This is a genomic window from Synergistaceae bacterium DZ-S4 (genome assembly GCA_025943965.1).
Lineage (GTDB): Bacteria > Synergistota > Synergistia > Synergistales > Synergistaceae > Caenicola > Caenicola nitritireducens.
The window spans coordinates 81,139-104,052 of record JAPCWD010000007.1; the positions used below are offsets into that span (position 1 = coordinate 81,139).

32 protein-coding genes are annotated in these 22,914 nt (G+C 43.1%); 19 read left to right on the forward strand and 13 right to left on the reverse strand.

Annotated features, from left to right (window positions below; genetic code table 11):
• Position 1: 1 nt before the first annotated feature.
• From OLM33_05930 to OLM33_05940, 3 genes are all read right to left on the reverse strand, one after another.
• Entirely contained in the window at positions 2 to 448 is a 447-nt protein-coding gene (locus tag OLM33_05930; GenBank protein MCW1713209.1) for a hypothetical protein, read from the reverse strand.
• 301 nt (positions 449 to 749) lie between these two features.
• Positions 750 to 1,955, reverse strand: a complete 1,206-nt coding sequence (locus tag OLM33_05935; GenBank protein MCW1713210.1) for a hypothetical protein — start codon at positions 1,953 to 1,955, stop codon at positions 750 to 752.
• A gap of 21 nt (positions 1,956 to 1,976) precedes the next feature.
• Positions 1,977 to 2,417, reverse strand: a complete 441-nt coding sequence (locus OLM33_05940) for a hypothetical protein (GenBank protein ID MCW1713211.1) — start codon at positions 2,415 to 2,417, stop codon at positions 1,977 to 1,979.
• Between the two features lie 164 nt (positions 2,418 to 2,581).
• Between OLM33_05940 and OLM33_05945 the strand changes: the two genes are divergently transcribed.
• Positions 2,582 to 3,478, forward strand: a complete 897-nt coding sequence (locus OLM33_05945) for a proline iminopeptidase-family hydrolase (protein ID MCW1713212.1) — start codon at positions 2,582 to 2,584, stop codon at positions 3,476 to 3,478.
• 41 nt (positions 3,479 to 3,519) lie between these two features.
• On the opposite strand, the gene OLM33_05950 is transcribed toward OLM33_05945, so the two are convergent.
• The 9 genes from OLM33_05950 to OLM33_05990 all read right to left on the reverse strand — a co-directional run bounded on the left by OLM33_05950 (position 3,520) and on the right by OLM33_05990 (position 10,316).
• Positions 3,520 to 4,686, reverse strand: a complete 1,167-nt coding sequence (locus OLM33_05950) for a GGDEF domain-containing protein (protein ID MCW1713213.1) — start codon at positions 4,684 to 4,686, stop codon at positions 3,520 to 3,522.
• Positions 4,687 to 5,030: 344 nt separating this feature from the next.
• Positions 5,031 to 6,053: a hypothetical protein gene (locus OLM33_05955; GenBank protein MCW1713214.1), complete on the reverse strand. Its 1,023-nt coding sequence runs from the start codon at positions 6,051 to 6,053 to the stop codon at positions 5,031 to 5,033.
• Positions 6,050 to 6,601 carry a hypothetical protein gene (locus OLM33_05960; protein MCW1713215.1) on the reverse strand — a complete coding sequence of 184 codons (552 nt, stop codon included), beginning with the start codon at positions 6,599 to 6,601 and terminating at the stop codon, positions 6,050 to 6,052. Before OLM33_05960 ends, OLM33_05955 begins: the two co-directional genes overlap by 4 nt.
• Before the next feature lie 179 nt (positions 6,602 to 6,780).
• Entirely contained in the window at positions 6,781 to 6,969 is a 189-nt protein-coding gene (locus OLM33_05965; GenBank protein MCW1713216.1) for a hypothetical protein, read from the reverse strand.
• 63 nt (positions 6,970 to 7,032) lie between these two features.
• Positions 7,033 to 7,332: a hypothetical protein gene (locus OLM33_05970; protein MCW1713217.1), complete on the reverse strand. Its 300-nt coding sequence runs from the start codon at positions 7,330 to 7,332 to the stop codon at positions 7,033 to 7,035.
• A 14-nt stretch (positions 7,333 to 7,346) separates the two neighbouring features.
• Positions 7,347 to 8,498 (reverse strand): DUF4236 domain-containing protein, encoded by a 1,152-nt coding sequence (locus OLM33_05975; GenBank protein ID MCW1713218.1) that lies wholly within the window; start codon positions 8,496 to 8,498, stop codon positions 7,347 to 7,349.
• Between the two features lie 14 nt (positions 8,499 to 8,512).
• The gene (locus tag OLM33_05980; GenBank protein MCW1713219.1) at positions 8,513 to 8,767 is read right to left on the reverse strand and encodes a hypothetical protein; all 255 of its coding nucleotides are present in this window, start codon (positions 8,765 to 8,767) and stop codon (positions 8,513 to 8,515) included.
• A 38-nt stretch (positions 8,768 to 8,805) separates the two neighbouring features.
• The gene (locus OLM33_05985; GenBank protein MCW1713220.1) at positions 8,806 to 9,714 is read right to left on the reverse strand and encodes a hypothetical protein; all 909 of its coding nucleotides are present in this window, start codon (positions 9,712 to 9,714) and stop codon (positions 8,806 to 8,808) included.
• 47 nt (positions 9,715 to 9,761) lie between these two features.
• Positions 9,762 to 10,316 (reverse strand): S24 family peptidase, encoded by a 555-nt coding sequence (locus OLM33_05990; protein MCW1713221.1) that lies wholly within the window; start codon positions 10,314 to 10,316, stop codon positions 9,762 to 9,764.
• A gap of 309 nt (positions 10,317 to 10,625) precedes the next feature.
• Between OLM33_05990 and OLM33_05995 the strand changes: the two genes are divergently transcribed.
• Both OLM33_05995 and OLM33_06000 read left to right on the forward strand, forming a co-directional pair.
• Entirely contained in the window at positions 10,626 to 10,877 is a 252-nt protein-coding gene (locus OLM33_05995) for a helix-turn-helix transcriptional regulator (protein ID MCW1713222.1), read from the forward strand.
• 41 nt (positions 10,878 to 10,918) lie between these two features.
• Entirely contained in the window at positions 10,919 to 11,098 is a 180-nt protein-coding gene (locus OLM33_06000; GenBank protein MCW1713223.1) for a hypothetical protein, read from the forward strand.
• Between the two features lie 215 nt (positions 11,099 to 11,313).
• Here OLM33_06000 and OLM33_06005 read toward each other — a convergent pair whose 3' ends face one another.
• The gene (locus tag OLM33_06005) at positions 11,314 to 12,330 is read right to left on the reverse strand and encodes a hypothetical protein (GenBank protein ID MCW1713224.1); all 1,017 of its coding nucleotides are present in this window, start codon (positions 12,328 to 12,330) and stop codon (positions 11,314 to 11,316) included.
• 134 nt (positions 12,331 to 12,464) lie between these two features.
• On the opposite strand from OLM33_06005, the gene OLM33_06010 reads away from it, so the two are divergent.
• From OLM33_06010 to OLM33_06085, 16 genes are all read left to right on the forward strand, one after another.
• Complete coding sequence (locus OLM33_06010) at positions 12,465 to 13,205, forward strand: phage regulatory protein/antirepressor Ant (GenBank protein ID MCW1713225.1); 741 nt, start codon at positions 12,465 to 12,467, stop codon at positions 13,203 to 13,205.
• Between the two features lie 32 nt (positions 13,206 to 13,237).
• Positions 13,238 to 13,510, forward strand: coding sequence for a hypothetical protein (locus OLM33_06015; GenBank protein MCW1713226.1), 273 nt, complete (start codon positions 13,238 to 13,240; stop codon positions 13,508 to 13,510).
• Positions 13,511 to 13,636, forward strand: a complete 126-nt coding sequence (locus OLM33_06020; protein MCW1713227.1) for a hypothetical protein — start codon at positions 13,511 to 13,513, stop codon at positions 13,634 to 13,636. It abuts the gene before it with no gap.
• On the forward strand, positions 13,636 to 13,785 hold the full coding sequence (locus OLM33_06025; protein MCW1713228.1) for a hypothetical protein: 150 nt from the start codon (positions 13,636 to 13,638) through the stop codon (positions 13,783 to 13,785). The genes OLM33_06020 and OLM33_06025 overlap by 1 nt, the downstream gene beginning before the upstream one ends.
• Entirely contained in the window at positions 13,775 to 14,059 is a 285-nt protein-coding gene (locus OLM33_06030; protein MCW1713229.1) for a hypothetical protein, read from the forward strand. Before OLM33_06025 ends, OLM33_06030 begins: the two co-directional genes overlap by 11 nt.
• A 2-nt stretch (positions 14,060 to 14,061) precedes the next feature.
• Positions 14,062 to 14,259 carry a hypothetical protein gene (locus tag OLM33_06035; GenBank protein MCW1713230.1) on the forward strand — a complete coding sequence of 66 codons (198 nt, stop codon included), beginning with the start codon at positions 14,062 to 14,064 and terminating at the stop codon, positions 14,257 to 14,259.
• A gap of 318 nt (positions 14,260 to 14,577) precedes the next feature.
• Complete coding sequence (locus OLM33_06040) at positions 14,578 to 14,958, forward strand: DUF5664 domain-containing protein (protein ID MCW1713231.1); 381 nt, start codon at positions 14,578 to 14,580, stop codon at positions 14,956 to 14,958.
• The gene (locus OLM33_06045) at positions 14,936 to 15,811 is read left to right on the forward strand and encodes a helix-turn-helix domain-containing protein (GenBank protein MCW1713232.1); all 876 of its coding nucleotides are present in this window, start codon (positions 14,936 to 14,938) and stop codon (positions 15,809 to 15,811) included. The genes OLM33_06040 and OLM33_06045 overlap by 23 nt, the downstream gene beginning before the upstream one ends.
• A 172-nt stretch (positions 15,812 to 15,983) precedes the next feature.
• Positions 15,984 to 16,520, forward strand: coding sequence for a hypothetical protein (locus OLM33_06050; GenBank protein MCW1713233.1), 537 nt, complete (start codon positions 15,984 to 15,986; stop codon positions 16,518 to 16,520).
• Positions 16,521 to 16,533: 13 nt separating this feature from the next.
• On the forward strand, positions 16,534 to 17,046 hold the full coding sequence (locus OLM33_06055; GenBank protein ID MCW1713234.1) for a hypothetical protein: 513 nt from the start codon (positions 16,534 to 16,536) through the stop codon (positions 17,044 to 17,046).
• A 212-nt stretch (positions 17,047 to 17,258) separates the two neighbouring features.
• Entirely contained in the window at positions 17,259 to 18,098 is an 840-nt protein-coding gene (locus OLM33_06060) for a DUF4747 family protein (protein ID MCW1713235.1), read from the forward strand.
• Positions 18,099 to 18,158: 60 nt separating this feature from the next.
• Positions 18,159 to 18,692, forward strand: a complete 534-nt coding sequence (locus tag OLM33_06065; protein MCW1713236.1) for a hypothetical protein — start codon at positions 18,159 to 18,161, stop codon at positions 18,690 to 18,692.
• A 186-nt stretch (positions 18,693 to 18,878) separates the two neighbouring features.
• Positions 18,879 to 19,694, forward strand: coding sequence for a site-specific DNA-methyltransferase (locus tag OLM33_06070; protein ID MCW1713237.1), 816 nt, complete (start codon positions 18,879 to 18,881; stop codon positions 19,692 to 19,694).
• The gene (locus OLM33_06075) at positions 19,624 to 20,250 is read left to right on the forward strand and encodes a tyrosine-type recombinase/integrase (protein ID MCW1713238.1); all 627 of its coding nucleotides are present in this window, start codon (positions 19,624 to 19,626) and stop codon (positions 20,248 to 20,250) included. The genes OLM33_06070 and OLM33_06075 overlap by 71 nt, the downstream gene beginning before the upstream one ends.
• Before the next feature lie 332 nt (positions 20,251 to 20,582).
• Complete coding sequence (locus OLM33_06080; GenBank protein ID MCW1713239.1) at positions 20,583 to 21,188, forward strand: hypothetical protein; 606 nt, start codon at positions 20,583 to 20,585, stop codon at positions 21,186 to 21,188.
• The gene (locus OLM33_06085; GenBank protein ID MCW1713240.1) at positions 21,157 to 22,914 is read left to right on the forward strand and encodes a phage terminase large subunit family protein; all 1,758 of its coding nucleotides are present in this window, start codon (positions 21,157 to 21,159) and stop codon (positions 22,912 to 22,914) included. Before OLM33_06080 ends, OLM33_06085 begins: the two co-directional genes overlap by 32 nt.

The following is a 22,914-nucleotide window of genomic DNA, read 5'->3' on the forward strand; positions in this document are numbered from 1 at the left end:
GTTATTTATTCTTTTCGGCAAGTACTTTGTTGACTTCGTTGATCAACGCAACTGCTACAGTTCCTTGTGTTACAGGCAGCCACTTTTTATTGCCCTCACGGTAGATCTCCTTCTCATTTGCATACACAGAGGCTAATTTAATGTTATACTTACCCTTTTTTGTGTCAAAGACGAAATAGTCCAGCCCGTACGCTACAGGTGCGTTTTGCAGTTTTTGAGGGAGCTCTTTTTTCACTAAAGCCTTTCCTGAATCCGAGTATACGCTTTTGACCCAGAAAGATATGACACCCTGGTTGCTGATGATGTCCATCCTGTTGACATACATGTCGTAACTGCTGTCCCTGTACGCGCGAACAAATTTTGTGCTCTGTGCGTCTGCTGATGCGGAAAAGAAAAGCATTGTGAATAATAAAGATAAAAAGACTGCCGCATTGATCTTGTTTTTCATCTCCCATCCCCCTTAGTAATACATGCTTGTAATTGTGATTATCTCACCACAGTTATTAGTTTGTATATATGTCAATTGTCGTTATAAGAGGAAGAAGAACTTTGCAAAGCTGACAAATCTTCAGCTGATCCTTTGTCTTAAAATCTTATGATCGTAAAATTGACTATTGTTATAATCAAAAACTCAAATTTTAAAGCATAAATCCTGTATTTATTCTGTGAACGAAACAGGGGCGGCCCCTTTTAGGACCGCCCCTGTTTAATGTTTTAATAAGGCTCACCGAGCCTAAGTTTAGATCCTATCAGCCACCGCCTCCGCCCCCACCGCTTCCACCAGAGGAGGCATTCTTTTTGGCATTTTTGACTTTGTTGACCCCGTCCTTTCCCGGACAGTCGCTCTTTTCTGTTGCTTCAAATATTGCCGGTATCCACTTTTCTTTGGTAGCATCGGCAGCATCGACAGCAACTCTCACCAATTCACTCTTCTTTGCTCCGGCTCCGACATTGATAATATTTACCGTTGAAGATATTTTTTTGAGATCCGAGGTGTCGGTCTCTTTTTCCGTTAAAGAATCAACGAACCCTATCGCAGCGTCAACTGTTTCAAGGCCGCCTCCGACGATACCTCCAACAAGTACTATGCCGCCGATGACAGCTGCACCGGTAGTTGCCGCTCCCATTGTTACCGCCGCTCCACCAATGATCGTTGCTCCCGCAAGAACGGTGGTCGTCGCCAATGAAGTTGCAGAGGCTATGACCTCTCCGGCTTTGGCGGAGTTGGCTTCAGCGTTCGCATAATCCGCTTCAGAGGAAAGACCGACGTCCGCAGTTGAGTTCGCAACACTGTTCAGGCCGGCTTCAACACCACTGAGGGATCCTGCATCCACGGCATAGGCAGGTGTGCCTATTATCTGACTAAGTATTTTCGCGAAGACGGATCTTTCTTCTTCTTCCATTTCAAGCATTGCCATTTTTGCCATTCTTATATTGCTGGCATATCTTTTTGCGCTTGAACCGAGGTCTTTCATAAGCAGGCTCAGCTCAAAGCGCATCGCTTTCAGTTCATCGGCTGTCGGAGCTTTTGCGCCCCTGTATTTTGCGTCATACTGTGTTTTATAGAAATAACGAAGTCCCATTTCGGCGTCTATAAATGCCTTGCAATAAACTGCATGTTCTTTCTTAATAAGTTCCAGCTGTTTTGCCTTCAGGTCTTTTCTTTCTATAACGGTCGCCCGGCCTGACGATGGACCGGCATCATTTGTAGGCTGATCCGCCGGTTTAGTTTTCATTGCTGCAACAGGAGTCGGCTTTGCTGCCGGAGCAGGTTTTGCAGGAGCGGCAGCTGCGGGCTGTACCGGAACTGACGGTTTGACTGCAGACGAACCTTGAGCTGCAGCTGCTGGAGAGTCGTATTTTGAGGAAAGGGCGGCCTCTACGGGAAGCGACAATGAAACAAACGCAAGAGAAAGAATAAACAAAAATAAAAAACTTTTGTATTTGATCCTCATATAGATCCTGCCTCTTCTTCTCTAATTATTCTTTTCGGCAAGAGCTTTGTTGACTTCATTGATCAACACAGCTGCTATCGTTCCATCTTTGATCGGCAGCCACTTCTTGCTGCCTTCGCGGTAGATCTCCTTGCCGTTTGAATAGACTGAGGCAAGCTTGATAATGTATTTCCCCTTTTTTGTGTCAAATACGAAGTAATCCAACCCATATTCCACAGGTGCCTTCTGGTGTTTCTTGGGGAGCTCTTTTTTGACCAGTGCTTTTCCCTGATCGGAGTAGACGCTTTTGACCCAGAAAGAAATGACACCCTGGTTCTGGATGATGTTTACCCGGTTTACATACATGTCGTAGCTGCTGTCCCTGTATGCTCTGACGAACTTGGCGCTTGCTGCCATTGCAGTGCTGCATAGCGTGATCATTGCAATAAATAAAACTGCATAAATAAGTATTCTTTTCTTCATTCCACGACCTCCTTTGTTGTGAATTTAATTAATTAAACTATTTTATAGTATAAACGATTTTTGAATATCTTTCTATGTGCGAATAAGTGTAAAATATTAACTGTAACATTTGAATATATTTCATTAAAAAACGTAAATATTACTGAAAAATGTGTGCCATCTCAATGAAAGGGGAAAAAGTAATGTTGTCGATGAAAGGTAAAGAAAGATACATCATGACCGAAAAGGGTAAGATCTGGACTGAGACTTACGGTGACGATATGCCGGGAACTCCGCTTCTTGTGCTGCACGGAGGTCCGGGATTCAAAAGCATGCCACAAACGGTTTCAGAGCTTGCTTCCGAAAGACCCGTGATATTTTATGATCAGCATGGATGCGGACGTTCAGAAAGCATGCTTATAAGTGAAGAATATTCTGTTTTCAATTATGTTAAGGAACTTGAAGATGTAATTGAAAAACTTGGTTTGAAATATTTAAATCTTATGGGACATTCGTGGGGTGCGATGTTGGCTGCGGAATATCTGATAAAAGAAAAACCTGACAATGTCAGAAGCGTGATTTTCTCAGCCCCGCTTCTGAGCGTTCCAATGTGGGAGGAAGACCAGAGAAAGTACATCAGTGAACTTTCTTGCGATGATCAAAGGACCATCGAAGAAGCGGAGCGCACGAAAAACTTTGAGGACAGCCGTTACATGGAAGTGATGATGAAATACTATTCCCTGCATGTCTGCAGGCTGGATCCATGGCCTGATCATTTTGTGAGAGCACTGGATGATATGAACCAGGATATCTATTTATCAATGTGGGGGCCGAGTGAATTCACCACCACAGGGACGCTCAAGGGTGCTGATCTTTTGCCCCTGCTTCCGCAGATAAGCATCCCGGCCCTCCTGATATGCGGTGAACACGACGAGGCCTCCCCGAAGACTGTGTTCAGGTACAGAGATGCGCTTTGCAGGGGCGAGGCAGCAGTCATACCTGATGCATCCCACTGCCACCACATTGAGAAACCGGAGATCTTCCTGGCGGTAGTGCGTAATTTTTTAAACAGGTGCGGCTGATATTCCGGAGCAGGCGCAAGCCCCGGGATATAGTGTTTCTATCAGGAAAGCATTATCCTGTCCTTTCCTTCATTCTTTGAAAGGTACATCGCCTCGTCGGCGGCCCTTATCATCTCTTCCGGGGTCATTCCGTCAGACCATCCACAGATACCGATGCTGAGTGTAGGCAGGCACCCCTCTTCACTGCCCCTTTTGTCATTGGCGATGCTTTTCTGGATGTTCCTGCAGACCGAGAGGGCCTCCTGTTTGTCAGTGCCGGGCAGGATAAGCGCGAACTCATCTCCTCCATACCTGAAAGAACAGTCGGAATACCTTGTGTTCTGCCTTATCTTATGAGCGATGTTTTTCAGTATCTCGTCACCGTGCTGATGTCCGCACCTGTCATTGATATTCTTGAAATCGTCTATGTCAAGTATAACCAGGGCAAAAGAGTTGCCGCTCCTCTTTGCCTCATCTATCGCACATGAGATCGTTTCAGCGAATCCGCGCCTGTTGATAAGCCCTGTCATAAAGTCCGTGTTCAGGGACAAATAGTGCATTTTGAAAAGATTGTGGATCGATATGTACGAAAGAACGATAAGGATGAAAAGGAAAAAGTATGTAACATATGAGACATTGCAGACTATCTTCCTGATGTGTTCTGAGGAGAAATCGACCCCGACCAGTCCGACGACTTTGCCTGAATCCTTTATCGGCGCGAAAGCGGTCAGATAGTCGCCCCATGCCTTGTCGGTGATCATGCCGGTCGCGGTGATGATGCCTTCGTCGAAAGCCCTCAGTTCCTCTTCGGACATGCCGTCCTTTGATCCTATCGGAGAAAAAAGGTCAGAATTGGGGTTCTCGCCGTCAAGGATATATTCGATCTCGCTCTCCGAGATCTTTTTTTCAGTAAAAATAAAGTCGGCACCTGTGTCTTCTTTTATCATTCGGAAGAGTCTGTTCATTTTGAGATAGTAGTTACTGTCGTAGTTTTCCTCTGAGTAATCTGCGACTTCAGACAATTTTGTGTAGTCGGAGACATTTTCTTCTATGAACCTTGCAGCAGTGGCTGCGATGCCCTTGGCTTCCGCTGCGGCTTGATTGATCACTATGTCCTTTATGTTTCCGATGAGTATGATTGCCGCCGAATAGAGTATCAAAGCCAAAAGTATCGTGGCTGCAGCTGAGGAGGCGATCACTTTTTTCCTGTTGTACTCGGCCCCTGTCATCAATTTCCCATCATCTTCTTTTCATGTCTGATTATGTTTATCTGTCATTGGGAACACCATCGAACCATTCTAACACACAGAAAAAAATACATTGGGCAAAAAGAGACGTCTCTGCACAAGTCCCAGACAGGGATAGACTTATTGATTCGATAAACGTTGACTGTGTTTTGATCAGGAAAAACATAAAAAGGGGGTCTCCGGAATTTACCGGAAACCTCCTGTATTTGCCTGGTGGGCGATATTGACACCCATGTTAAATGAACAAAACTTGTTATATCAAATGTTGGTGCTATGTTGATATAAAAAAATTATACGAAAAATTGTACAGTAAAATAGTTTGTATGTTATTTTTTGATCTCTTCCACCATTAAAAGTTCCCATTTTTCATCAATCTTCCCAGATACTGCTTTCTTGTCCATTTTATGATTAAACGTAGCTTTCACTTGCTGATCAAATAGCTGTAGTATTTTACCTTCCAACCCTTCTGGAAAAGATGCATCAATGCGGCGTCCTTTATCTCTTGCAAGCATAACCTGTCTGTTCCCAGCATAAGTGACAATGCCGCATATTCTGGCAGGAACAGTCTCTTGTTTTGGTTCTTCAACACTTGTCATCATTTTATTGAGAACAGAGTCAGCGAATTTTTTGTTTGTGTAGAAAGCGCGGTTTTCAGAATATATAGATATTGCAATGTTTTGTTCCGAAATAATACGTATGTATTTCTCATACTCATTTGCGACTTCGCTGCCCCATTTATTAAAAAGTTCCTGGAGCCTAGTTTCGTCTGACGATTTTGACAGAATCTCATAAAATGGGTCTATAACAGCATCTTTTACAATAGTGTTTAAGACTTGAGCTTGACTCGGATTCTGTTTTTTTGAAAGATCTATTGCTTGAGGAATCAGAAAATAACCGAACGAACTTTCAAATGGCAAACAGAAATCCAAATCAAATTCTATATTGCGGCGTCTGTTTTGGCGTTTATACGCAGCAAGACAGCTCCTCATAAAATCTTCAGCAGCGTTTACTATGCTTGTCAGTTGTCTGGATGGAATGCGCACGAGCTTATTTGATACAGTATCAACTGCCATAGCAACATAATTAGAAATGCCATTATCCATTGCAAAAACGTCAAGCAGCCTTGCCTGGTGAGCCATAGTAGATTCAAGTGCTATTAATAGAGCAGCATTTGCTTCCGGATGTTTGATCATTTCTTGTCTAAGGTTTCTTATCAGTTCAGCGTTTTCTTTGATCTGTTCTTTTATTGACTTAATTTTTGGAAAAAAGATGCTGCCGTCTTTATTTTTGAGAAGGCCTGTATTGAATCGTATTTTTGGTTCATTATTCATTGTTGACGATTCAGTCATGAGAACAGCACCTCCAATTTATGATACGATTTGCGGTTCAGATATACAATTAACATCCCTTTATCATAGCTATTATCCTTGCTTTTTGCCCAAAAGCCAACCGCCGTTTCAAAGATTTTTTTTGATGTATCTTTTTGGTATTCCGATGGATTTCCCCATACAGGAATACAATTAAAAGGATGTGTATGATAGTTTATTTGATTTTGACGCTGCCATATATCGTCGTTACATGTAAGATGCTTGAAACGCAAGGAATCGTTGCCAGTTAATGATCCAATAACGTTCGCATCAAAAACTATAGATACATCGATATCACAAGGATCGGGCTTTTTAGATACAAAACTGCCATTTATTATGACTGCAACTAACACATTCATTTTATGAAGAGTTTTTATATAACGGGTAAATCCGGAAAAAATCTTTCGCCTTGTGGGGTTTTCATGAAATGTTTTTACACATTGATTATATAGGGAGATAGGCCCTATTTGCTGTAACCCAGGGACAAGTGTTTCATACGGAGTTGTATTTTGATATTGAAGTTGAGACACGATCCTACCTCCTCCAAAATGGTAGAAGTTACTTGACTCCGGGTAAAAAGTTCGTAATATATAACTTTGAGCGTTGGGCACACAATATTGTCACGCAGTAAAAGCCCCCGGTAAGCGCGTTCAAGTCACCCGTTATCGCAGGGGACTTTCGTTATTAAAAATGACTTCTTCAGCAATGATTAATAACGGCCATCTCGTCCGGCTAACCCGCAATATCCTTCTTCTTTTCGGGAATCAAACCATCTCCACATCATGCAACTATCTGCTTTACATTGAGCTTTCCTATAACTTGATGAAACATTTGAGGTTTTGTCAGCAATATTGGTTAGGGGACAAAACATATTGTTCCTTGCATTTTCTGGTGTCATAAAAAATTCCCCCTTATCAACTCAGAGTTTTTAACAGTAAACTTAACATAGCAACATAAGGTTTTAAACATATTCTCTCTCCAATGCCATGATGCGCTCGTCGAGGGTTTCTTTGAGTTTTGACAAATCGGGAAAGGGCGAAGTGTTTCTTTGTTTATGTACAAAAAGCATGAGGCCGGGTTCTTCGCTGAACATAGTAAAGTTCAGATCAGAAAGCAGGTGTCTGTAACTATGGACATGTTTATTCAAACAAAGCCCAAATGAATCGGCTTTCCGGAAGTCAATTTTTGCATAGGTGGAAAAGGAGGATCTCTCGATCGCAAATACAATGTCGTTTTTAATACTGGCATACAGTGTATCCATTAATTTTCTCCTTGTTAATTTTCAAACGGCTCTATTGGTTTGAAGATCCCCGTTTTTGTCATTTTTCGCCGAATGTCAAAAGAGCCCAATACCTCTATTGGATCCAGTTGTTTAACATAGTCCAGATTAATATTCTCCCATCCAGTCCTGTCAACTTTAACGCTGTATAAATATTCGTCATTAATCTGTCCGTCTGCATTTGAAAGACGTTGTGAATACCCGGAAATCACAACAGTGTTAATCTGATCCAATGTATTAAATACCGTCCCGCATAAAAGCATTCCTATGCCATGGATATGCTTAGAATAATCCTTACGCTGCAAAGCTTCGCTCTTTTCTTCTTCAACAACAGCTTTCTTGGATCCGCGACCCTGGATGCTGTATTTTACTTTTGGCATGTCTTCAATTTCTGGCAAATCAACATCCAGCATGACCATATCGTTTACGATCTCAAATGAAATATTGGTTTCCCTTGGCCAGTCAATTATGTTAAAAACTGTCTCTAGTGCCTTGTCCGGGTCCTTGTCTGCGTCTTGTATTGCACTCTCAAATTCTTCCAGCAATTCATTCTGTTCTTCTTCGAAGGATTGTTTTTCAGCTTTCCATTGGGCAAGCTCAGTATTATTGAATATATCTTTTTGTTTGCTGATTATTCTCTTTCGGCTATACCATGCTGCAAGCCCGCATCCTGCTATCGAACCTAAAGGCCCGGCTACCGCACCCACAAAGAGAAAAGCTGTTCCCAATATAACCGGGTACCAAATGGCTGAAGGGCTAGGTTTGAATATTGGTTCGGGTACGTTAAAGGCTTCTCTCGGAAATGAAATAAGATCATCAACGGCCGGGGTTTTACATCCTATGTTAATAATATCTTCTATGCATTTATTAGCATTTTCGACCTCTGAATACGGATCAAAAGTGCTTTCAGAATCCACAGTCATGTCTGTTGCTTTCGCGGTCAATTTCGATTTTGGACTGATCGGCTTGCAAATTCTTTCTCTTACGTATAAGCCGGTCCCGGGCAGGCCAATATTGGAATATATTCCAGTATTACTAAATGTCATTCTTGCGCCGGTCGTACCAATAGAAGTACTTATACCACTTTTGCTGAAATTAAGCCGTACTCCTGGGACAACTTTCACAGATTTTCTAAATCGCAATCCCATCTCATTACCTCCTTTTATAGTCTAGGCGGTTTGCATCGTTTACAGGGCTCATACCCCTCTTCAACTGCTTCTTTAAGAGTTATCTCGATCTTGGACCTACTAAGGCTGCTGCATCCGTCACGATGGTATTTGCTTCCTGTGCGGGTAACATAAACAATCGTATCGCCTGAGACAAGGGGATCGGTGTTTGGATAGGCTATAGCAGAAACAGAAGTAAATAAAAACACTGCAAGAACAAGAAAAGTTAAAAACCACAAAGCACGTTTCATAACAAGTCCTCCCTGCAATTATAAAAAAATATAGGTGCTTAAAGTTCCCTCTTTAGTTCGTAGTATTTTAGTACTTCTTTGAGAGCCTTCTTCTGGTTCTGGGTCACAACGAATGATCTTGCTTTTTGGTCTCCGCTAAATTTAACTAGTGTTTTATTGCTGTTTGCAATAGATTGCAAAAAATCAACTTCTGCTCCTTCAACTGGCCAATCGACCCATTCTGCTATTCCATCATTAATGTCAGTTTTTCTGTCTGAGCGTGAGACTGGAAACTCTCTGAGGGAACCATCTACATTAAAAATTATACGATCCATAAACACCCAATTGTCTTGCGCAAAACCATATACGACACGTAGCCATGCCGAGCCGGACTGCTCTCCTACATAACAATAAAGAACATTGCCAGAAATGTATTTGGGGGTTAATTTTGAATGTAACCATGTTATATTTTCAACATTATCCACTTGTCTACGTAATTTTTTTCTCTGTTCGTTTATTTCGTATTTAACTTGGTTTATACGTTTTGCTTCTTTGGTTGCATCTTCCGCCATTTTCTCCACATATTTCATTCTTGCCTCTTTTATTTCCGCGTCTGTGGATGTGGCTACTGTATTTGTAATATTAGTGGTTTTTGTTACCTCAGTTTTATTATCCAAAGCATTGTTTTTGTGGTTGATTAGGAAAAATCCAACAATACAAATGACAATAAGCATCGTCAGGGAAAAAATCATATGTTTTATCTGTCTTGTTTTTGCAGAATTTTCCTTTTCTAATTTAATTTTTTCTTCGTTTAATTTATCTGCCTGCAATTTTGCACGCTGAGTTTCCATTTTTGCTTTTTCTTCTAATACTGCAAGTATCTCTTCAGTTGGACATCCACAATTTGGACATGCTGCTGCTTTATCTGAAATATCTTTTCCGCATTCAGTACATTTTATTAGAGCCATGAGATATCCTCCCTAATAAACAAAAAATACCCCCGCATCTGCAGGGGCTAAAGACCGTGTTTTACTTTTCCGGATTCCTTATAGGTGTAGGTCATGGCTTTGCCCCAAATCGCGAAGAGGTCGGGCACACAGGCATCGTCTGCGGGGACAGTGATGATGCTTCCGTCAGCGGAGATCAATTCTATGCTTCCGTCACGCATTCGCCGGAGCTTTTTCAGGACCAGGTTGTCCTTGTAGCAGACAAGGGCGATGTCGAAGTCGTGCAGTTCCTCAACAGGGTTGATCACGACCCTGCTTCCGCTTCTTATACCCCATTTTTTCATGCTCTCCCCGTCAGCGATTATTGCGAATGGCATTTTGCCGTCGCAAAGCATTCCTACTTCTTTTCGCGGGACCAGAATCTTTTCATCGTTGCCGGAAGTGATTTCCGAAAGCGGGATGCCATTTCCGCAGCATGCTGTCTGTTCCGGAGAGAGGACGGGAATAACTATCTGATCTATTGAAATGGGTTCTTCTATTTCAAGGTGGACGTTGGATTTAATTGCAGGCTGTTCTTTTTTAGCTGACTGATCAGCAGGCGTAGGATCTTCGGTTTCTCCCATAAGATATGAAAGTGGTTTATTAATTTTTTCTGAAAATGAACGCAACATAGCCATCGAGGGATTTTTTTTCCCTCGTTCCAGCTCGCTGTAATATGCTTGGGTTATGCCAAGTACCCTCGCCATTTCACCCTGTGCAGTATTACCTCGAATTTCCTTTAAAACCTCACTAAATTCTCTAATTGTCATCATATTCAGAATATAGCTATTGGTTATCGAATTGGCAAACAGCCAACAGAAATATATATAGCGAACGGCTATTGACATATTTAGCGGTTAGCTATATATTCATCTCAGGAAGGGGGTGTTTATATGGCATTTAACGGAAAAAACATCGAGTTGTGGCGCGAGGAAAACAAGCTATCACAAAGAGAATGTGCGGAGCTGTTAGGCATAACACAAGCATATCTATCAGAAATAGAGGCAAATAAAAAAGTCCCAAGTGTTTTACTGCTAGAAGCTATATCGAATAAAACGGGAAAATCCATTCAGCATTTTTTTATTTCAAACCCTACATTGGCCCCTGCCGGACCGGAAGTCTCGCAGGGGGAGAAGACAGCTTAGGTTTTGATCCAAGGGATTTTCTGCTCCGGGCTGTAGAGGTCATGGAGTCGGTCCGGGAGACAAACGAACTGGCGGATGAGCCGCACGAAATAGCACTGATCATAAAAGACTGCGCCGACGGCAAAGCCGACGAAGACATCACCAGAGACTGGATCGACAGGGTAAAAACAAACGTCAAAACCTGCCGGGAACTGTTAGAGGCAGTCGGGGTTAAGGATTAGACATCAAAAGGTTCCACGCACCATGACAATCGAATACCAGGCTTGAAAAAACAAGAGGAGGTATGTGTATGTTGACTCTTGGGGCTGAATCAATGACTGCAGAATATTTCGCCTGGGCAAGAGGTTATTTCTGGCTTGCAATGGGATTGGGAGTCTGCTATTTGATTACCAAAAAAGATGTTGTGTTTTTAATGTTTGAAGGAATAATGATCCTTTCATTTGTCTTCCGTTATATCGGCAGACTTTGCCTCTATGTCTTTACTGGCGACGTCTGATATGAGAGGGTTAAGGACATTATTTCCTATTATTATTGGGGCTTCGTAGTAGTAACGACCTCCGATAAAATAGGTGACAGCAGGAACTTGTTCATTAAATAATGGTAGGACTTGAGGTTCACAAAATGGGAAAACAGTAGCCGGCCCCTTAAAATAGGGGCTAAAGGTGGCAGCCCAAAACGATATTGCCATTGCTACGGTTGTAACAGATAAAAAAATTTTCACGATTGGGATATTTATTATACTATCAATATGCTTTTGGATAGCTTTAGTTATAGTTTTATCCAGAGGAGCTTCTGTTTTCTTATCCATCAGATAGTCTAAAGCGATATTTCCTTCAGTGCCATTCATCTCAATGATAGCTTGAGTCTGGGTTGCTCTTTCCTTATAAGCAGGCGAGGATAATATTTCGCTCCCAATTTTTTCAAAAACCAGTCTGTTATTAATAATTGCTTCGTTGATTTCAGGAACATTGTCTAGGGATATTTCTTTAATCTCTGGAAAACGCAAGTTGCTGTAGGTAGAAAAGATGCGTTGAGTTAGGGATGTATCTATAGTTGAGTTAAAGTAGTAATTATTAATATTCAGCTTTTCTGCACTTAATTGGTAGTCAAGAACAATTGGTTGGCACTGAATTTGTGCGGTTATGTTCTTTTGCAATAATTCCATCTGTTTGGCTGTTCTTTCAATTTCAATAAAGAGGGGATTATTTTTCATGGTCGAAATGACATTTTGTGCTTTAGTCATGGCATCGAGGAGTTCAGGATTAAGCTTGTATTGATTGAAGCTTTTTTGCACTCTAGACATTGTTTTAAAAAATTCTGGGTTAATCAATTTGATACTTTGAATTTTTTTTAATTCGGCTAATGGGACTGATAGTGACGAGGAACATTTCTTTAAATTAGCAAATACTTCTTTTGTTGACCCGCAGTCTCTTTCCAAATTATATTTGTCCATCCAAGTCGCCCTCCAATGGTACAAACTTGTTCAATAATAATTTAATAACCTCAAGCCCGGTATCCGACTGTCATGGTGCCGGGCATTTTTATATTCTGAAACGATTATATCAGCAATGAAAGGAGGGCAAATAAATGAACAATGAATTTGGGATCGTGATCAGGGATCGGAAGGCGGTCGTATCGAGCAGGGACGTTGCCAGAGTTTTTGAAAAACCCCACAACGATCTGCTTAAGGCTATCCGAAACCTGGAATGTTCAGAGGAATTTAGACTGGGAAATTTTTCCCAGTCCTCCTACATCAACGACCAGAACAGGGAAATGCCGGAGATCATCATGTCGAGGGACGGTTTTTCATTCCTTGCAATGGGGTTTACGGGAGTAAGAGCCGCCCGCTGGAAAGAGCTCTACATCGCGGCTTTCAACGCCATGGAAAAGAACATTGCCACATCAAGCCACATTAGTTCATTCAATATTCCCAGGACTCTCCCGGAAGCCTTAAGGCTCGCAGCGGATCTTGCAGAGAAGGTCCAGCAGGACGCACCGAAGGTTCTGTTTGCGGAGGCTGTTTCCACAAGCAAGTCTGAGATCCTGATCGGCGACCTTGCAAAGATCCTTCATCAGAACGGCATCGATATCGGACAAAAGAGGCTGTTTGAGTTCCTCCGGAACGACGGGTACCTGATGAAGTACGGATCTTCCCGAAACATGCCGACACAGAGATCAATGGAGCTTGGGATCTTCAGGGTGAAGGAGACAACGATAACAAAACCAGACGGTACAGTCCTTATATCCCACACGGTGAAAGTTACTGGCAAAGGACAGGTTTATTTCGTCAATCTATTCCTTAAAAAGAAGCTGGCCCTGGTAGCCTAAAAGGTTATATCAGCACGGAAGGAGGAATGAGCATGCAGCCATTTACGGGACAGTTTGTGATGATGCCTAAAGAAGAATATCAGGCGATCGTGGATATGACCAGCAAGGTAGACAAAATCCTGAAAGAGATTACTTCAAAGACTTTTTCACGTCCGATAACAGAAGACAATCCATGGCTAACAGCGCCTCAGTTTTGCCATAAGTATTCCATCGGGAGATCGACTCTTGTCCGGAAGGTTAGAGAAGGGAAGGTTGAGATCCTGGATCCGGAGGAACATATCAAAAAGTACAGGCGGGTGATCTGAGTGTATCGCTTTCTCTATGTCCTTTTTGTAACAGCCGCGCTTATCCTTATGGTCTGTATGTCCAACTGGGGAGTGCGGAGGGACCGGAAACAGTACAGGGAATTCCGGAACGGGAGGATCGAGTGATGGAAGATTTGGCATGCAGTGGTTTTATGCAGAGTTTTTATGGGGATATGGGTACCTGGGGTTTGGCGGCAGTTCTTCTGCTGATCGCAGGAATTTACAGGGAGCTGATAGTGCTTCCGGCAAGGAGGAAAGAACAGAATGAGCATTGAATTGCAGAAGTTTCAGAGAACAAGGGTAAGGATCAAGGCAATCCAGTATGACGGACCCAAGATGGACCATGTGCTTAGTCAGAGTTTCAAGAACGATTTCCGCTTTGCTTATGACTACATGCAGGACCGTTACCTTATCACCGAGCGCCGGGGGCTGAAAAATCCCCATACAGGCGATTGGCTGGTATTCGACGAAGGAGGAAAACACCTTATCGATGTTATGCCGGACGACCTTTTCCAGAAGACATACGAAGCAATGAAGGAGGCATCATAAAAATGGGCAGCCTGTTGATCGCGCTTGCATGTGATGCTGATCTCTGCGCCCTTTATCCGAAGATCAGGAAAATTAGGGAATCAATGACGATCGAAAGAGCGATTGAATTGCATGAAACAAATAAGCCCCTCACGAATGAGAGGCTGTTGGGAGGAACTATTGAAAAACACTTCGGGGCTGCAACCCCAAGTGAATTATAGCATCTGGCGGTGAATATCATGAGAGACGAGGTTAAATGCAAGGACTGCATATATTTTGACTTACAGGAAGGTTTTAACAGCTCCAATCTGCGCAGGTGTTCCGTTGACGGCCGCAAACACTGGAAGGGCGATGACGCGGAAAACTGTATTAATTTTGCATTCAGGGAGGCTGATCGCTGTGCAAGTTAAAGTACCTGCCTGTGACTGTTTTAACTGCGGAAATATTACAGGTGATTACTGGATCACTGACAGCGCACATATTGTTGAATGCCGGAACGGGCTGAATACAGAGCGGCGAGAATTCAAGCCACATGATAAATGCTGGTGTCCGAGATGGAAATCGCAGGAGGAAAAATCAGAATGAATTTCGCAATTAAAGCTGATGCAGAAAAAGTGCGCCTTGATCTGCTTCCTGTAAAACCATTGCTTGATGTTGGTAAAGTCCTTACTTACGGAGCAAATAAATATTCGCCTCGCAATTGGGAAAGGGGCTTTGTTTGGAGCCGTCCTTATGCTGCGGCTTTAAGACATTTATTCGCATGGTTTAGTGGTCAGACACACGATCCGGAAACAGGGTTTAACCACCTTGCTCATGCAATGTGCGAAATCATGTTTTTGATGGAGTTTTCCTACACACATCCGGAGATGGATGACAGGCCAATGAAGGAAGAAATCAATGATGGTGATGCCAATGCCTGAAGAGACGCTTCAGCTATCCGATGATCGCGGATTCTGGTTTGCAGTCGTCGATATCGAGGTAATCAAAGACAGGGTCTTGTCTCTTACAGATAAGGCCATATATGCAATACTGTGCGCTTTTGCAAGTGTCGGCGACAATCGCAGCAGCCGTCCGTCGATCGGCACCATTGCGGAAGCTGCCAACTGTTCAAAAAACACGGTGAGAACAGCGATAAAAAATTTAGTATCCAGGGGCGTAATTGAAAGAGAGGAACGCTTTTGTGACGGACGTCAAACCTCATGCCTTTATAGGATCATCGGACACAGTGTTTATTCGAGGGGTTCAAATATTGAAGGGGCAGGGGTTCAAGATTTGAAGGGGGAGGGTTCAAAATCCGATACACAGGAACTAGAACCAAGGGAACTAGAATTAAAAGATCTTCCCCCTATATCCCCCAAGTCGGAGCCTAAAGGGAAAACACCGAAATCAGATGCCGAAGAATATTCCCAGGAATTTGAGCATTTCTGGAAGCTGTACCCAAACAGCAAAGGCAAGCAGAAAGCATGGAGGATGTGGCTTACCCGACTTCGCAGCCGGGCCTCGCCGGAGTCAATGATCCGGGCTGCAAAGCGCTACGCAGAGGAATGCTCTGAAATGTGCCGTGAAACCAGATTCATTCTCCACGGTGCGACATTTCTGGGACCGGACGAGCGCTGGAAGGACTATGACAAGCCTGCGACGGTATTAGGACATGAACTGCGTGAAGTGGACATCGAAAAATATAAACTGCCGGGAGGTGGAATAGATGCAAAGGCTTATGAACGTGCGCGTAGAGGGATCAGCGATCAAAATAGGCAGCCTTCTCCAGGCTAAATGGCGGGCTCAAGAATGGGCGAAAGAGAATATCCATGAATGCCTCGACGACTGCAATGAGCATGCACTTTTGGATATAACTGAGCCTGACGGGGTGCCTGTTAACGTACAATGCCCTATTTTGTCGAAGGAGTGTCCTCGTGGCCGGAAATATCTTTCTGCAATAAATTCCTTGGCAGTAGAAAGCATGCCGCATGATATTCCCAAACTATTCCGAACAGAAGTTGAATCAGCCGATGAGACTCTTGCGGTATCGGGAGCCAGAATGTGGAGCGGGAATGGATTTTTATATCTTTACGGAGCAACAGGAACAGGGAAAAGTTTTGCTGCGGCATGGCGTGTTTATCGTGATATACGCGTAAGGCTTGAAAGGATATGGGACAGCCCAGGAGAATGGAGATCAGCTGCCGTATCGTCCGCGCGTTGGTTCAGTGCTTTCGCTGTTTGCCTCGAACGGAGCAATCTTTACGAGGCAGAAAATGCAGGGTTTCTTATCCTTGACGATCTGGGGTGTGAAATGAAAAGCCCTAGCAATGCAGCTATTCTCAATGAGCTTATCGGTGTCAGGTACAACGAAAAGCGTCCGACGATAATTACTTCCAACTGCAGCCTGGCCGAACTTGAAAGCAGATACATGTCCAGGATGTACGAACGCATAATACAGTCAAACTCGGTAATCGATGCCGGCATCACTAATAAAAGACTTTAAAAGGAGGTCCGGTATGAGCAAGGTTACGGCTAAGCAGCTCAGTGCATTTATAGATCAGATACTGAAACATGAAGACGGCCTTGCCATACTTCTTGGGACCGTTCCTCCTCCGATTGCAGCCGATCTGTGCGAACTGAAAAAAGAATATGTCCCAGATCTCGGTGTCAGGATCGACGGGGGGACAAAAACACCATATGCGGAAGCGGTATTGTTAAGCACCGAAAAAGAATCCAGGATAATCAGGGAGATCGGCGGGTGGAAGAGGATCAATCGGGCAATGCGGGAATATAAAAACACATACCCGCAGGGATGGTCGCTCTTTGAAGAACACGTCCTATTTGTCCGCCAGGGCGGGATGATCCACGACGGCAACGGTGGAATGAGCGCCGTAATTGCTGCGAAGCATGGAGGCATTACTACAAGGACATTGAGGAACAGAAGGAACGCGATATTGAACACCTTATCAAGATACGTGCTGTCATGGATGCCCGGTGATGACTTTGAATTAATCCAGTCGTGTAAATAGTTTTCCGAACTTTGGGTCTAACTTTAACTGGAAAAATGAGTATACTTATAGCATAGGATTGTTTACAGAAAAATAGATCAAAACACTAAAAACCGCCCTTTATCGGGCGGTTTTTTAATAGTGCTGCTATTTAAAACACATAAAGCCTTGCCTACATTATGATATACTTTTCGAATAAATGTATCATAAAAACAGGAAGGTGTTGTTTGTAAATGAGTAAAGATAAACGCTTAAAGTATTACATAATCAATATCAAAACTCAGCCACAACATAGCCCCGAATTATATTCCGATCTTTTTTTATATGCATTTAATAATGGACTTGAGGGTAAAATACGTGGATCAGAAAGATTAATGTTATCTGGCGTAACAAAGTACGAAGATAACACACTTACAGGATTAATCTGTCGCTTTACTAACATAGAAGAAAAATCTCGATGGTTTGACAAAATTGAGAAAAAACCGGTTGAAAATGACAATGCTCCCTATATTCCAACAAACATGAAGCCCAATCTTAGAGAAAGCAGATTTGTTTTTGATCTCCGTAAGCATTATATGTTTATACACACAGCATTATCCCCGTATTCTATTGCAACAGGTCTGATAGATTTATTTGATAAACAAGAGATAGAAGATAAATTCGGAAGTGTTGATGTTGTAGTAGTTAAGGATAGAAATTCTATAGAGCAGATAATATCCCTGCCCATGAAGCGATCTTTACAAATAAAAATAACTATTCCCAACCCGGACGATCTTGAAGAAGCAGCTATTGAAATGGAAGAGCGTTTACGTGAAGCAAATGTTCGTAAATATCAAGTCTCACAAACTGCAATGCCAGGAGAACCTCTAGGTTTAACTGAAGACATTAAAACATTGTTACAGTTGAGCATTACTGATGGACAAGCAAAGGCTGTAGGAACTATAGATGGAGAGAGAGTATCTGTCTCAACCTCTGACTATCCATTAGAACAATACTTAACGTATGACCCGAAGATAACTACAGAAACAAGCGCACTCTATAATGTTAAAGATGTATATTTCAAAAAAAGATAGTTAATAAAATCATATAATAAGCACAAGATAATAACTAATAAAATTCAGGCGGTGTTAATTATGGAGAAAATAAAAACATTTTTTAATCATAACTATAAGCCCGTCTGCAAAATATTTAATTTATATTGGAAGACATATGGCGGCTGGAAATCTGTTTTTTGTTCTTTATATTTTCATTTATCTATTTTATTAACAATCATAATCTTATGGGCAAATAGATACAATGAAAGCTTCTTACGCGAGTGGATGGGGTATATTTTATCAACCTCACCCAACCTAATAGGAATATCGCTGACAGGAATGACTGTTTTCCTTGCTATAGGTGATGATAAATTTAAGGCTGCAATACGTGGTGAGAGTCCCTCAGGAAAATCATCGCCTATGATGGTATTTATTGCATCGTTTACTCACTTTGTACTTCTTCAGACATTTTCTTTAATTAATGCAGTAATAGGAAGAGCTTGTTTATTAAATTGCAGCTTATACAAAATATTTTCAGTATTGATCTTTGTATATGCTTTACTTACCGTCATATCAACTGTAATGGCAATATATAGAATTGCAATGATCTATGATTCAGCAAAAGTAAAATAACAAGTCAAAATGCTGACTATTATACAGTGAAAAAGAGGCCGTCCCTTTATGGGGCGGTTTATCCATTCGGAGGTATTTGTAATTTATGTATACGGAGGCGGGAAGAGCAGCAACTCTTCACCGCCTTATTTTTTATCTATGTGACACGGACACATAGACAACTTATATTATATAAGAGGTGTCTATATGTCAACATATTTTGAATCAGAACTTGGCCGCTTGTATCACGGCGATTGCATGGATCATTTTGGAAAGATCCTCAACGGTTCGGTGGATATGGTCCTTTGCGATCTGCCTTACGGCATCACAGACTGCAAATGGGATGTAAAGATCCCGCTTGCGCCTCTTTGGCGTGAGTGGGGACGGGTGGTCAAGGAGAACGGGGCTGTTGTGCTTACTGCGCAGCAGCCCTTTGCTACGGAGCTTATTGTTTCATCCGGAAGGATGTTCAAGTTCCGGTACGAGCTTATATGGGAGAAAGCAAAAGCCCTGGGCTTTCTTAATGCAAACAAGATGCCTCTTCGGGCACATGAAAATATCCTGGTCTTTTACCGCCATCTGCCGACATACATACCGCAGATGACAGAAGGAACGCCGTATAAATCTAAAGATAACGGCAAACACACGTCCTTATATGCAAAATATAAACCTTTTGTTTCTGTCGATAATCCAGGCAAGCGGTACCCAAGAAGTGTGCTCCGTTTCCCACAGGAAGGGCATACAAACCATCCTACCGAGAAGCCTCAGGCAATGTTTGAATGGCTGATTAGGACATACACTCTTCCGGGTGATGTTGTCCTGGACAACTGCATGGGTTCGGGAACAACTGCTGCAGCATGCGAAGCGACAGGTCGGCGCTGGATAGGAATGGAAATGTCAGAGGAGTTCTGCTGTATGACTAAAGAACGGCTTAATAAAGCAATCCGGGAAGGTGATCAAAATAGAAAAGACGATCCCAATAAGAACACAGCCGGAGATACATTCATTCCTCCGCTGCCTTAAAAACTGGAATAAAACCTATTATATCGCTGCACTTATAGGAATTAACTGGGGGTTGAGATGTTCAGATATCCTTGCGCTCCAGGTCGGCGATGTTCTTGCCGGTTCAGGATCCAGGATACAGATAATCGACAGGCTAATGGTAGTTGAGATCAAGACAGGTAAAGAACGCCATATATTTATGACCGACAAGATGAGACAGGAACTGTATTCTCATATAAAAAACATGAAAAGCTGGACACTTGAAACTCCACTTGTCCTGTCTCAGAAAAAGGGGCCGGATGGAAAACTTAAGTCACTGAGTCGGCAGCACCTTTGGCACGTTATAACCGTGGCTGCAAATGAGGCAGGAATAAAGGGCTCGATCGGTACACATTCACTCAGGAAGACATACGCATACCAGGCATGGAGAAACGGAGTTGGTGTTGATGTCCTTCAGCGTGAATTCGGCCATGTATCCGTACAGACAACACACAGATATGCGTGCATTCCTGATGAACAGCTGGAAAACATCTACCGCAAGGTGGACTTTGGCATGTCGGGTAAATTTGTGAAATAGCCTGTTTATGCATCGTTGTGTCAGATTATATAAAAAAGCATAAAGTTTTGTGGATAACTACATCTCTCCCAGATCTCTTTTCTAATAAGTCTTGATTACAGGCAACTTCTCAGGGATCAATAAAATCTGACACAATAGTAGTTATGTCAGATTATTTAGTGATTTGGACTGATGGGCTAAAAGTCAGTTATACCAAGGCTTTAATGGGAGTTAGCGGGTCCTTCCTGAGGGGTATAGGGTCCGCGGTGCGGACGAGTGTCGGAAATTGTATGTTCGAAACTTACAATTTGCTTAGTTTCGTTTGAGGCAGGTGGAATGATAGGAGCATAAAAATGGGCGAAAAATTACTGAACTCGGACAGCAATAAAGTTTCTGTTACTGACAGTATACTTTTATATTCAACAGAAGAGATTTCTGCGCTTCTGGGGATGACCCCTCAATGGGTCCGTAAATTGTCCAAAGAGGGCGTGATTCCCCAATCGTCCAGGGGAAAGTTTGATCTGTTCCCCACGGTAAAAAGGTACATCTCATATCTTAAGGAATCACAAAAGGAACAGACAGGACCCGGCGATCAAAGAAAAATGAAGGCCAGGAAACTTAAGGCCGAAACTGAAGAGCGGGAAGCGCGCGCAAAATTGGCCGAGATCCAGCTGGACGAAAAAGCAGGGAAGTTGATAAGCAGGGAGGATGTAATTAAGGAATGGTCCGGACGCTGTGTAGAGGTCAAGGCTGCCCTCCTTGGTCTGCCGCAGGAAATAGGCTTTCTCTTCCCTGATTCTGAATACAGATACATGATAGAAGAAAGGGTGGAGCAATTTGCCTATGAGACTCTCGAACGGTACAGCAGAGATGGAATATCCACCCCTGCCCCAAGGGGTCTTATGGAGCAGCCGAGAGCTGCGCTCTTTGAGACCTCCAAGGAAGATAACGGTAAGTGACTGGGCTGATCAAAACAGGATACTCGACAAAAAGAGCAGCTCTATGCCAGGTCCCTGGAAGACATCAAGGACCCCTTATCTCAGAGAGATAATGAACAACTTCAAGTGTAGGCACGTCAGGCGGATCAGCCTTTGTTTCGGGACCCAGCTGGGCAAATCAGAGACTCTTATGAACATGATCGGTTACTGTGTTGATGAAGATCCGGGAAGCATGCTGATGGTTTATCCAACAGATGAACTGGCCAGATCAATTAGCAAGAACAGGATAGAGCCGATGATCAGAAGCTGTCCTGCTCTTGAGTCCAAATGGAACCCTACTGCATCAGAAACGCTTGAAGTCCAATTTTCGGGAATGTATCTGGCGCTGGTAGGAGCAAACAGTCCGTCCAAACTTGCAAGCCGGCCTGTCAAATATCTTCTGTTTGATGAAGTTGACAAGTTTCCTGTAAGGTCGGGAAAGGATTCTTCTCCCATAGAACTTGCAAGTGAACGAACAAAGACCTTTTCGCACAGGAAAGAGGTTCTGGCCTCCACACCCACATATTCAGACGGAGTTATATGGCACGAATTCTTAAACAGCCAGGTCAGTAAACGGTATTATGTGCCCTGCCCGCACTGTGGAACTATGCAGCAGCTCGAGCTTAAGAACATCAAATGGCCGGAAGAATTGAACAGCGATTCCAATAAACATGAGAGGGATGCCCGCGTCCTTCTTGAGAGCTGGTATGAATGTCCTGTATGTCATGAACAAATACACGACATTGAGAAGCTTCAGATGCTGAGTCGCGGGGAATGGCGTCCGGTCAGGATGGAAAGAGATTCATCAAATAAAAATATATGGATCGAAGAAAAGGACCCAAGGTCTAAACCAGAAAGCATAGCCTACAACCTTAACTCAATATATTCGCCCTGGGTAACATTCGGACAGGTAGCGCAGAAATTTCTGCGCTCGAAGGATGACCCCATCTCTTTTATGAACTTTATGAATGGCTGGCTTGCTCTTCCGTGGGAACCTTCCGCTGCCACTATGAACAGTGATGCCGTAATGAGGCTCCAACGGCCTTATGAAAGAATGACAGTACCTAAAGAAGCCGTGATCCTTACATGCGGCATAGACGTCCAGCTTGATCATTTCTGGTATGAGGTCAGGGCATGGGGGCCGAGGATAACCTCATGGCTGGTCGATTATGGCCGTCTTGAAACATGGGGTGAGGTTGAAAGGATCCTTGATAAACCATGGAGAACCGAACTGGGAGAAGAGATCCTGCTGCAGCTTGCCTTTTTGGATTCAGGATTCAGGACCGATGAAGTTTACGAGTTTTGCGCCACTCATCCGGGAGTCGCATTCCCGACCAAAGGATCCAGCCAGGCGGTCACAAGGTCACCACTTCAGGAAAGCCAGGTTGAAAAATCTGAATGGGGCGGGCTGAAGCTTTTCATAGTCGATACAAATTATTACAAGAATTTTATATCGGGGCGCATTCATCCAAGCGATGAAATGCTTCCCAGATGGTTTGTTTATGAAGGGATACACCGTGAATATGCCGAACAGATCTGCTCGGAGCATAGAGTCAAGGAGGTTGACGGAAAAGGAAGGGTAAAAGAGGTTTGGAAACCGGTCACTGAACACACGCCTAACCACCTTCTTGACTGTTCGGTCCTGGCAACTGCCGCTGCAGAACGCATGGGAGTCAGATATCTGATGCCTCCAAATGAAAATCAATGA

What these genes read in the sequence shown, in the direction of transcription:
- OLM33_05930 (MCW1713209.1), bottom strand. Translation starts at nt 448, where the DNA reads ATGAAAAACAAGATCAATGCGGCAGTCTTTTTATCTTTATTATTCACA.
- OLM33_05935 (MCW1713210.1), bottom strand. Translation starts at nt 1,955, where the DNA reads ATGAGGATCAAATACAAAAGTTTTTTATTTTTGTTTATTCTTTCTCTT.
- OLM33_05940 (MCW1713211.1), bottom strand. Translation starts at nt 2,417, where the DNA reads ATGAAGAAAAGAATACTTATTTATGCAGTTTTATTTATTGCAATGATC.
- OLM33_05945 (MCW1713212.1), top strand. Translation starts at nt 2,582, where the DNA reads ATGAAAGGGGAAAAAGTAATGTTGTCGATGAAAGGTAAAGAAAGATAC.
- OLM33_05950 (MCW1713213.1), bottom strand. Translation starts at nt 4,686, where the DNA reads ATGACAGGGGCCGAGTACAACAGGAAAAAAGTGATCGCCTCCTCAGCT.
- OLM33_05955 (MCW1713214.1), bottom strand. Translation starts at nt 6,053, where the DNA reads ATGACTGAATCGTCAACAATGAATAATGAACCAAAAATACGATTCAAT.
- OLM33_05965 (MCW1713216.1), bottom strand. Translation starts at nt 6,969, where the DNA reads ATGACACCAGAAAATGCAAGGAACAATATGTTTTGTCCCCTAACCAAT.
- OLM33_05970 (MCW1713217.1), bottom strand. Translation starts at nt 7,332, where the DNA reads ATGGATACACTGTATGCCAGTATTAAAAACGACATTGTATTTGCGATC.
- OLM33_05975 (MCW1713218.1), bottom strand. Translation starts at nt 8,498, where the DNA reads ATGGGATTGCGATTTAGAAAATCTGTGAAAGTTGTCCCAGGAGTACGG.
- OLM33_05980 (MCW1713219.1), bottom strand. Translation starts at nt 8,767, where the DNA reads ATGAAACGTGCTTTGTGGTTTTTAACTTTTCTTGTTCTTGCAGTGTTT.
- OLM33_05985 (MCW1713220.1), bottom strand. Translation starts at nt 9,714, where the DNA reads ATGGCTCTAATAAAATGTACTGAATGCGGAAAAGATATTTCAGATAAA.
- OLM33_05990 (MCW1713221.1), bottom strand. Translation starts at nt 10,316, where the DNA reads ATGGGAGAAACCGAAGATCCTACGCCTGCTGATCAGTCAGCTAAAAAA.
- OLM33_05995 (MCW1713222.1), top strand. Translation starts at nt 10,626, where the DNA reads ATGGCATTTAACGGAAAAAACATCGAGTTGTGGCGCGAGGAAAACAAG.
- OLM33_06000 (MCW1713223.1), top strand. Translation starts at nt 10,919, where the DNA reads ATGGAGTCGGTCCGGGAGACAAACGAACTGGCGGATGAGCCGCACGAA.
- OLM33_06005 (MCW1713224.1), bottom strand. Translation starts at nt 12,330, where the DNA reads ATGGACAAATATAATTTGGAAAGAGACTGCGGGTCAACAAAAGAAGTA.
- OLM33_06010 (MCW1713225.1), top strand. Translation starts at nt 12,465, where the DNA reads ATGAACAATGAATTTGGGATCGTGATCAGGGATCGGAAGGCGGTCGTA.
- OLM33_06015 (MCW1713226.1), top strand. Translation starts at nt 13,238, where the DNA reads ATGCAGCCATTTACGGGACAGTTTGTGATGATGCCTAAAGAAGAATAT.
- OLM33_06025 (MCW1713228.1), top strand. Translation starts at nt 13,636, where the DNA reads ATGGAAGATTTGGCATGCAGTGGTTTTATGCAGAGTTTTTATGGGGAT.
- OLM33_06030 (MCW1713229.1), top strand. Translation starts at nt 13,775, where the DNA reads ATGAGCATTGAATTGCAGAAGTTTCAGAGAACAAGGGTAAGGATCAAG.
- OLM33_06035 (MCW1713230.1), top strand. Translation starts at nt 14,062, where the DNA reads ATGGGCAGCCTGTTGATCGCGCTTGCATGTGATGCTGATCTCTGCGCC.
- OLM33_06040 (MCW1713231.1), top strand. Translation starts at nt 14,578, where the DNA reads ATGCTGGTGTCCGAGATGGAAATCGCAGGAGGAAAAATCAGAATGAAT.
- OLM33_06045 (MCW1713232.1), top strand. Translation starts at nt 14,936, where the DNA reads ATGATGGTGATGCCAATGCCTGAAGAGACGCTTCAGCTATCCGATGAT.
- OLM33_06055 (MCW1713234.1), top strand. Translation starts at nt 16,534, where the DNA reads ATGAGCAAGGTTACGGCTAAGCAGCTCAGTGCATTTATAGATCAGATA.
- OLM33_06060 (MCW1713235.1), top strand. Translation starts at nt 17,259, where the DNA reads ATGAGTAAAGATAAACGCTTAAAGTATTACATAATCAATATCAAAACT.
- OLM33_06065 (MCW1713236.1), top strand. Translation starts at nt 18,159, where the DNA reads ATGGAGAAAATAAAAACATTTTTTAATCATAACTATAAGCCCGTCTGC.
- OLM33_06070 (MCW1713237.1), top strand. Translation starts at nt 18,879, where the DNA reads ATGTCAACATATTTTGAATCAGAACTTGGCCGCTTGTATCACGGCGAT.
- OLM33_06080 (MCW1713239.1), top strand. Translation starts at nt 20,583, where the DNA reads ATGGGCGAAAAATTACTGAACTCGGACAGCAATAAAGTTTCTGTTACT.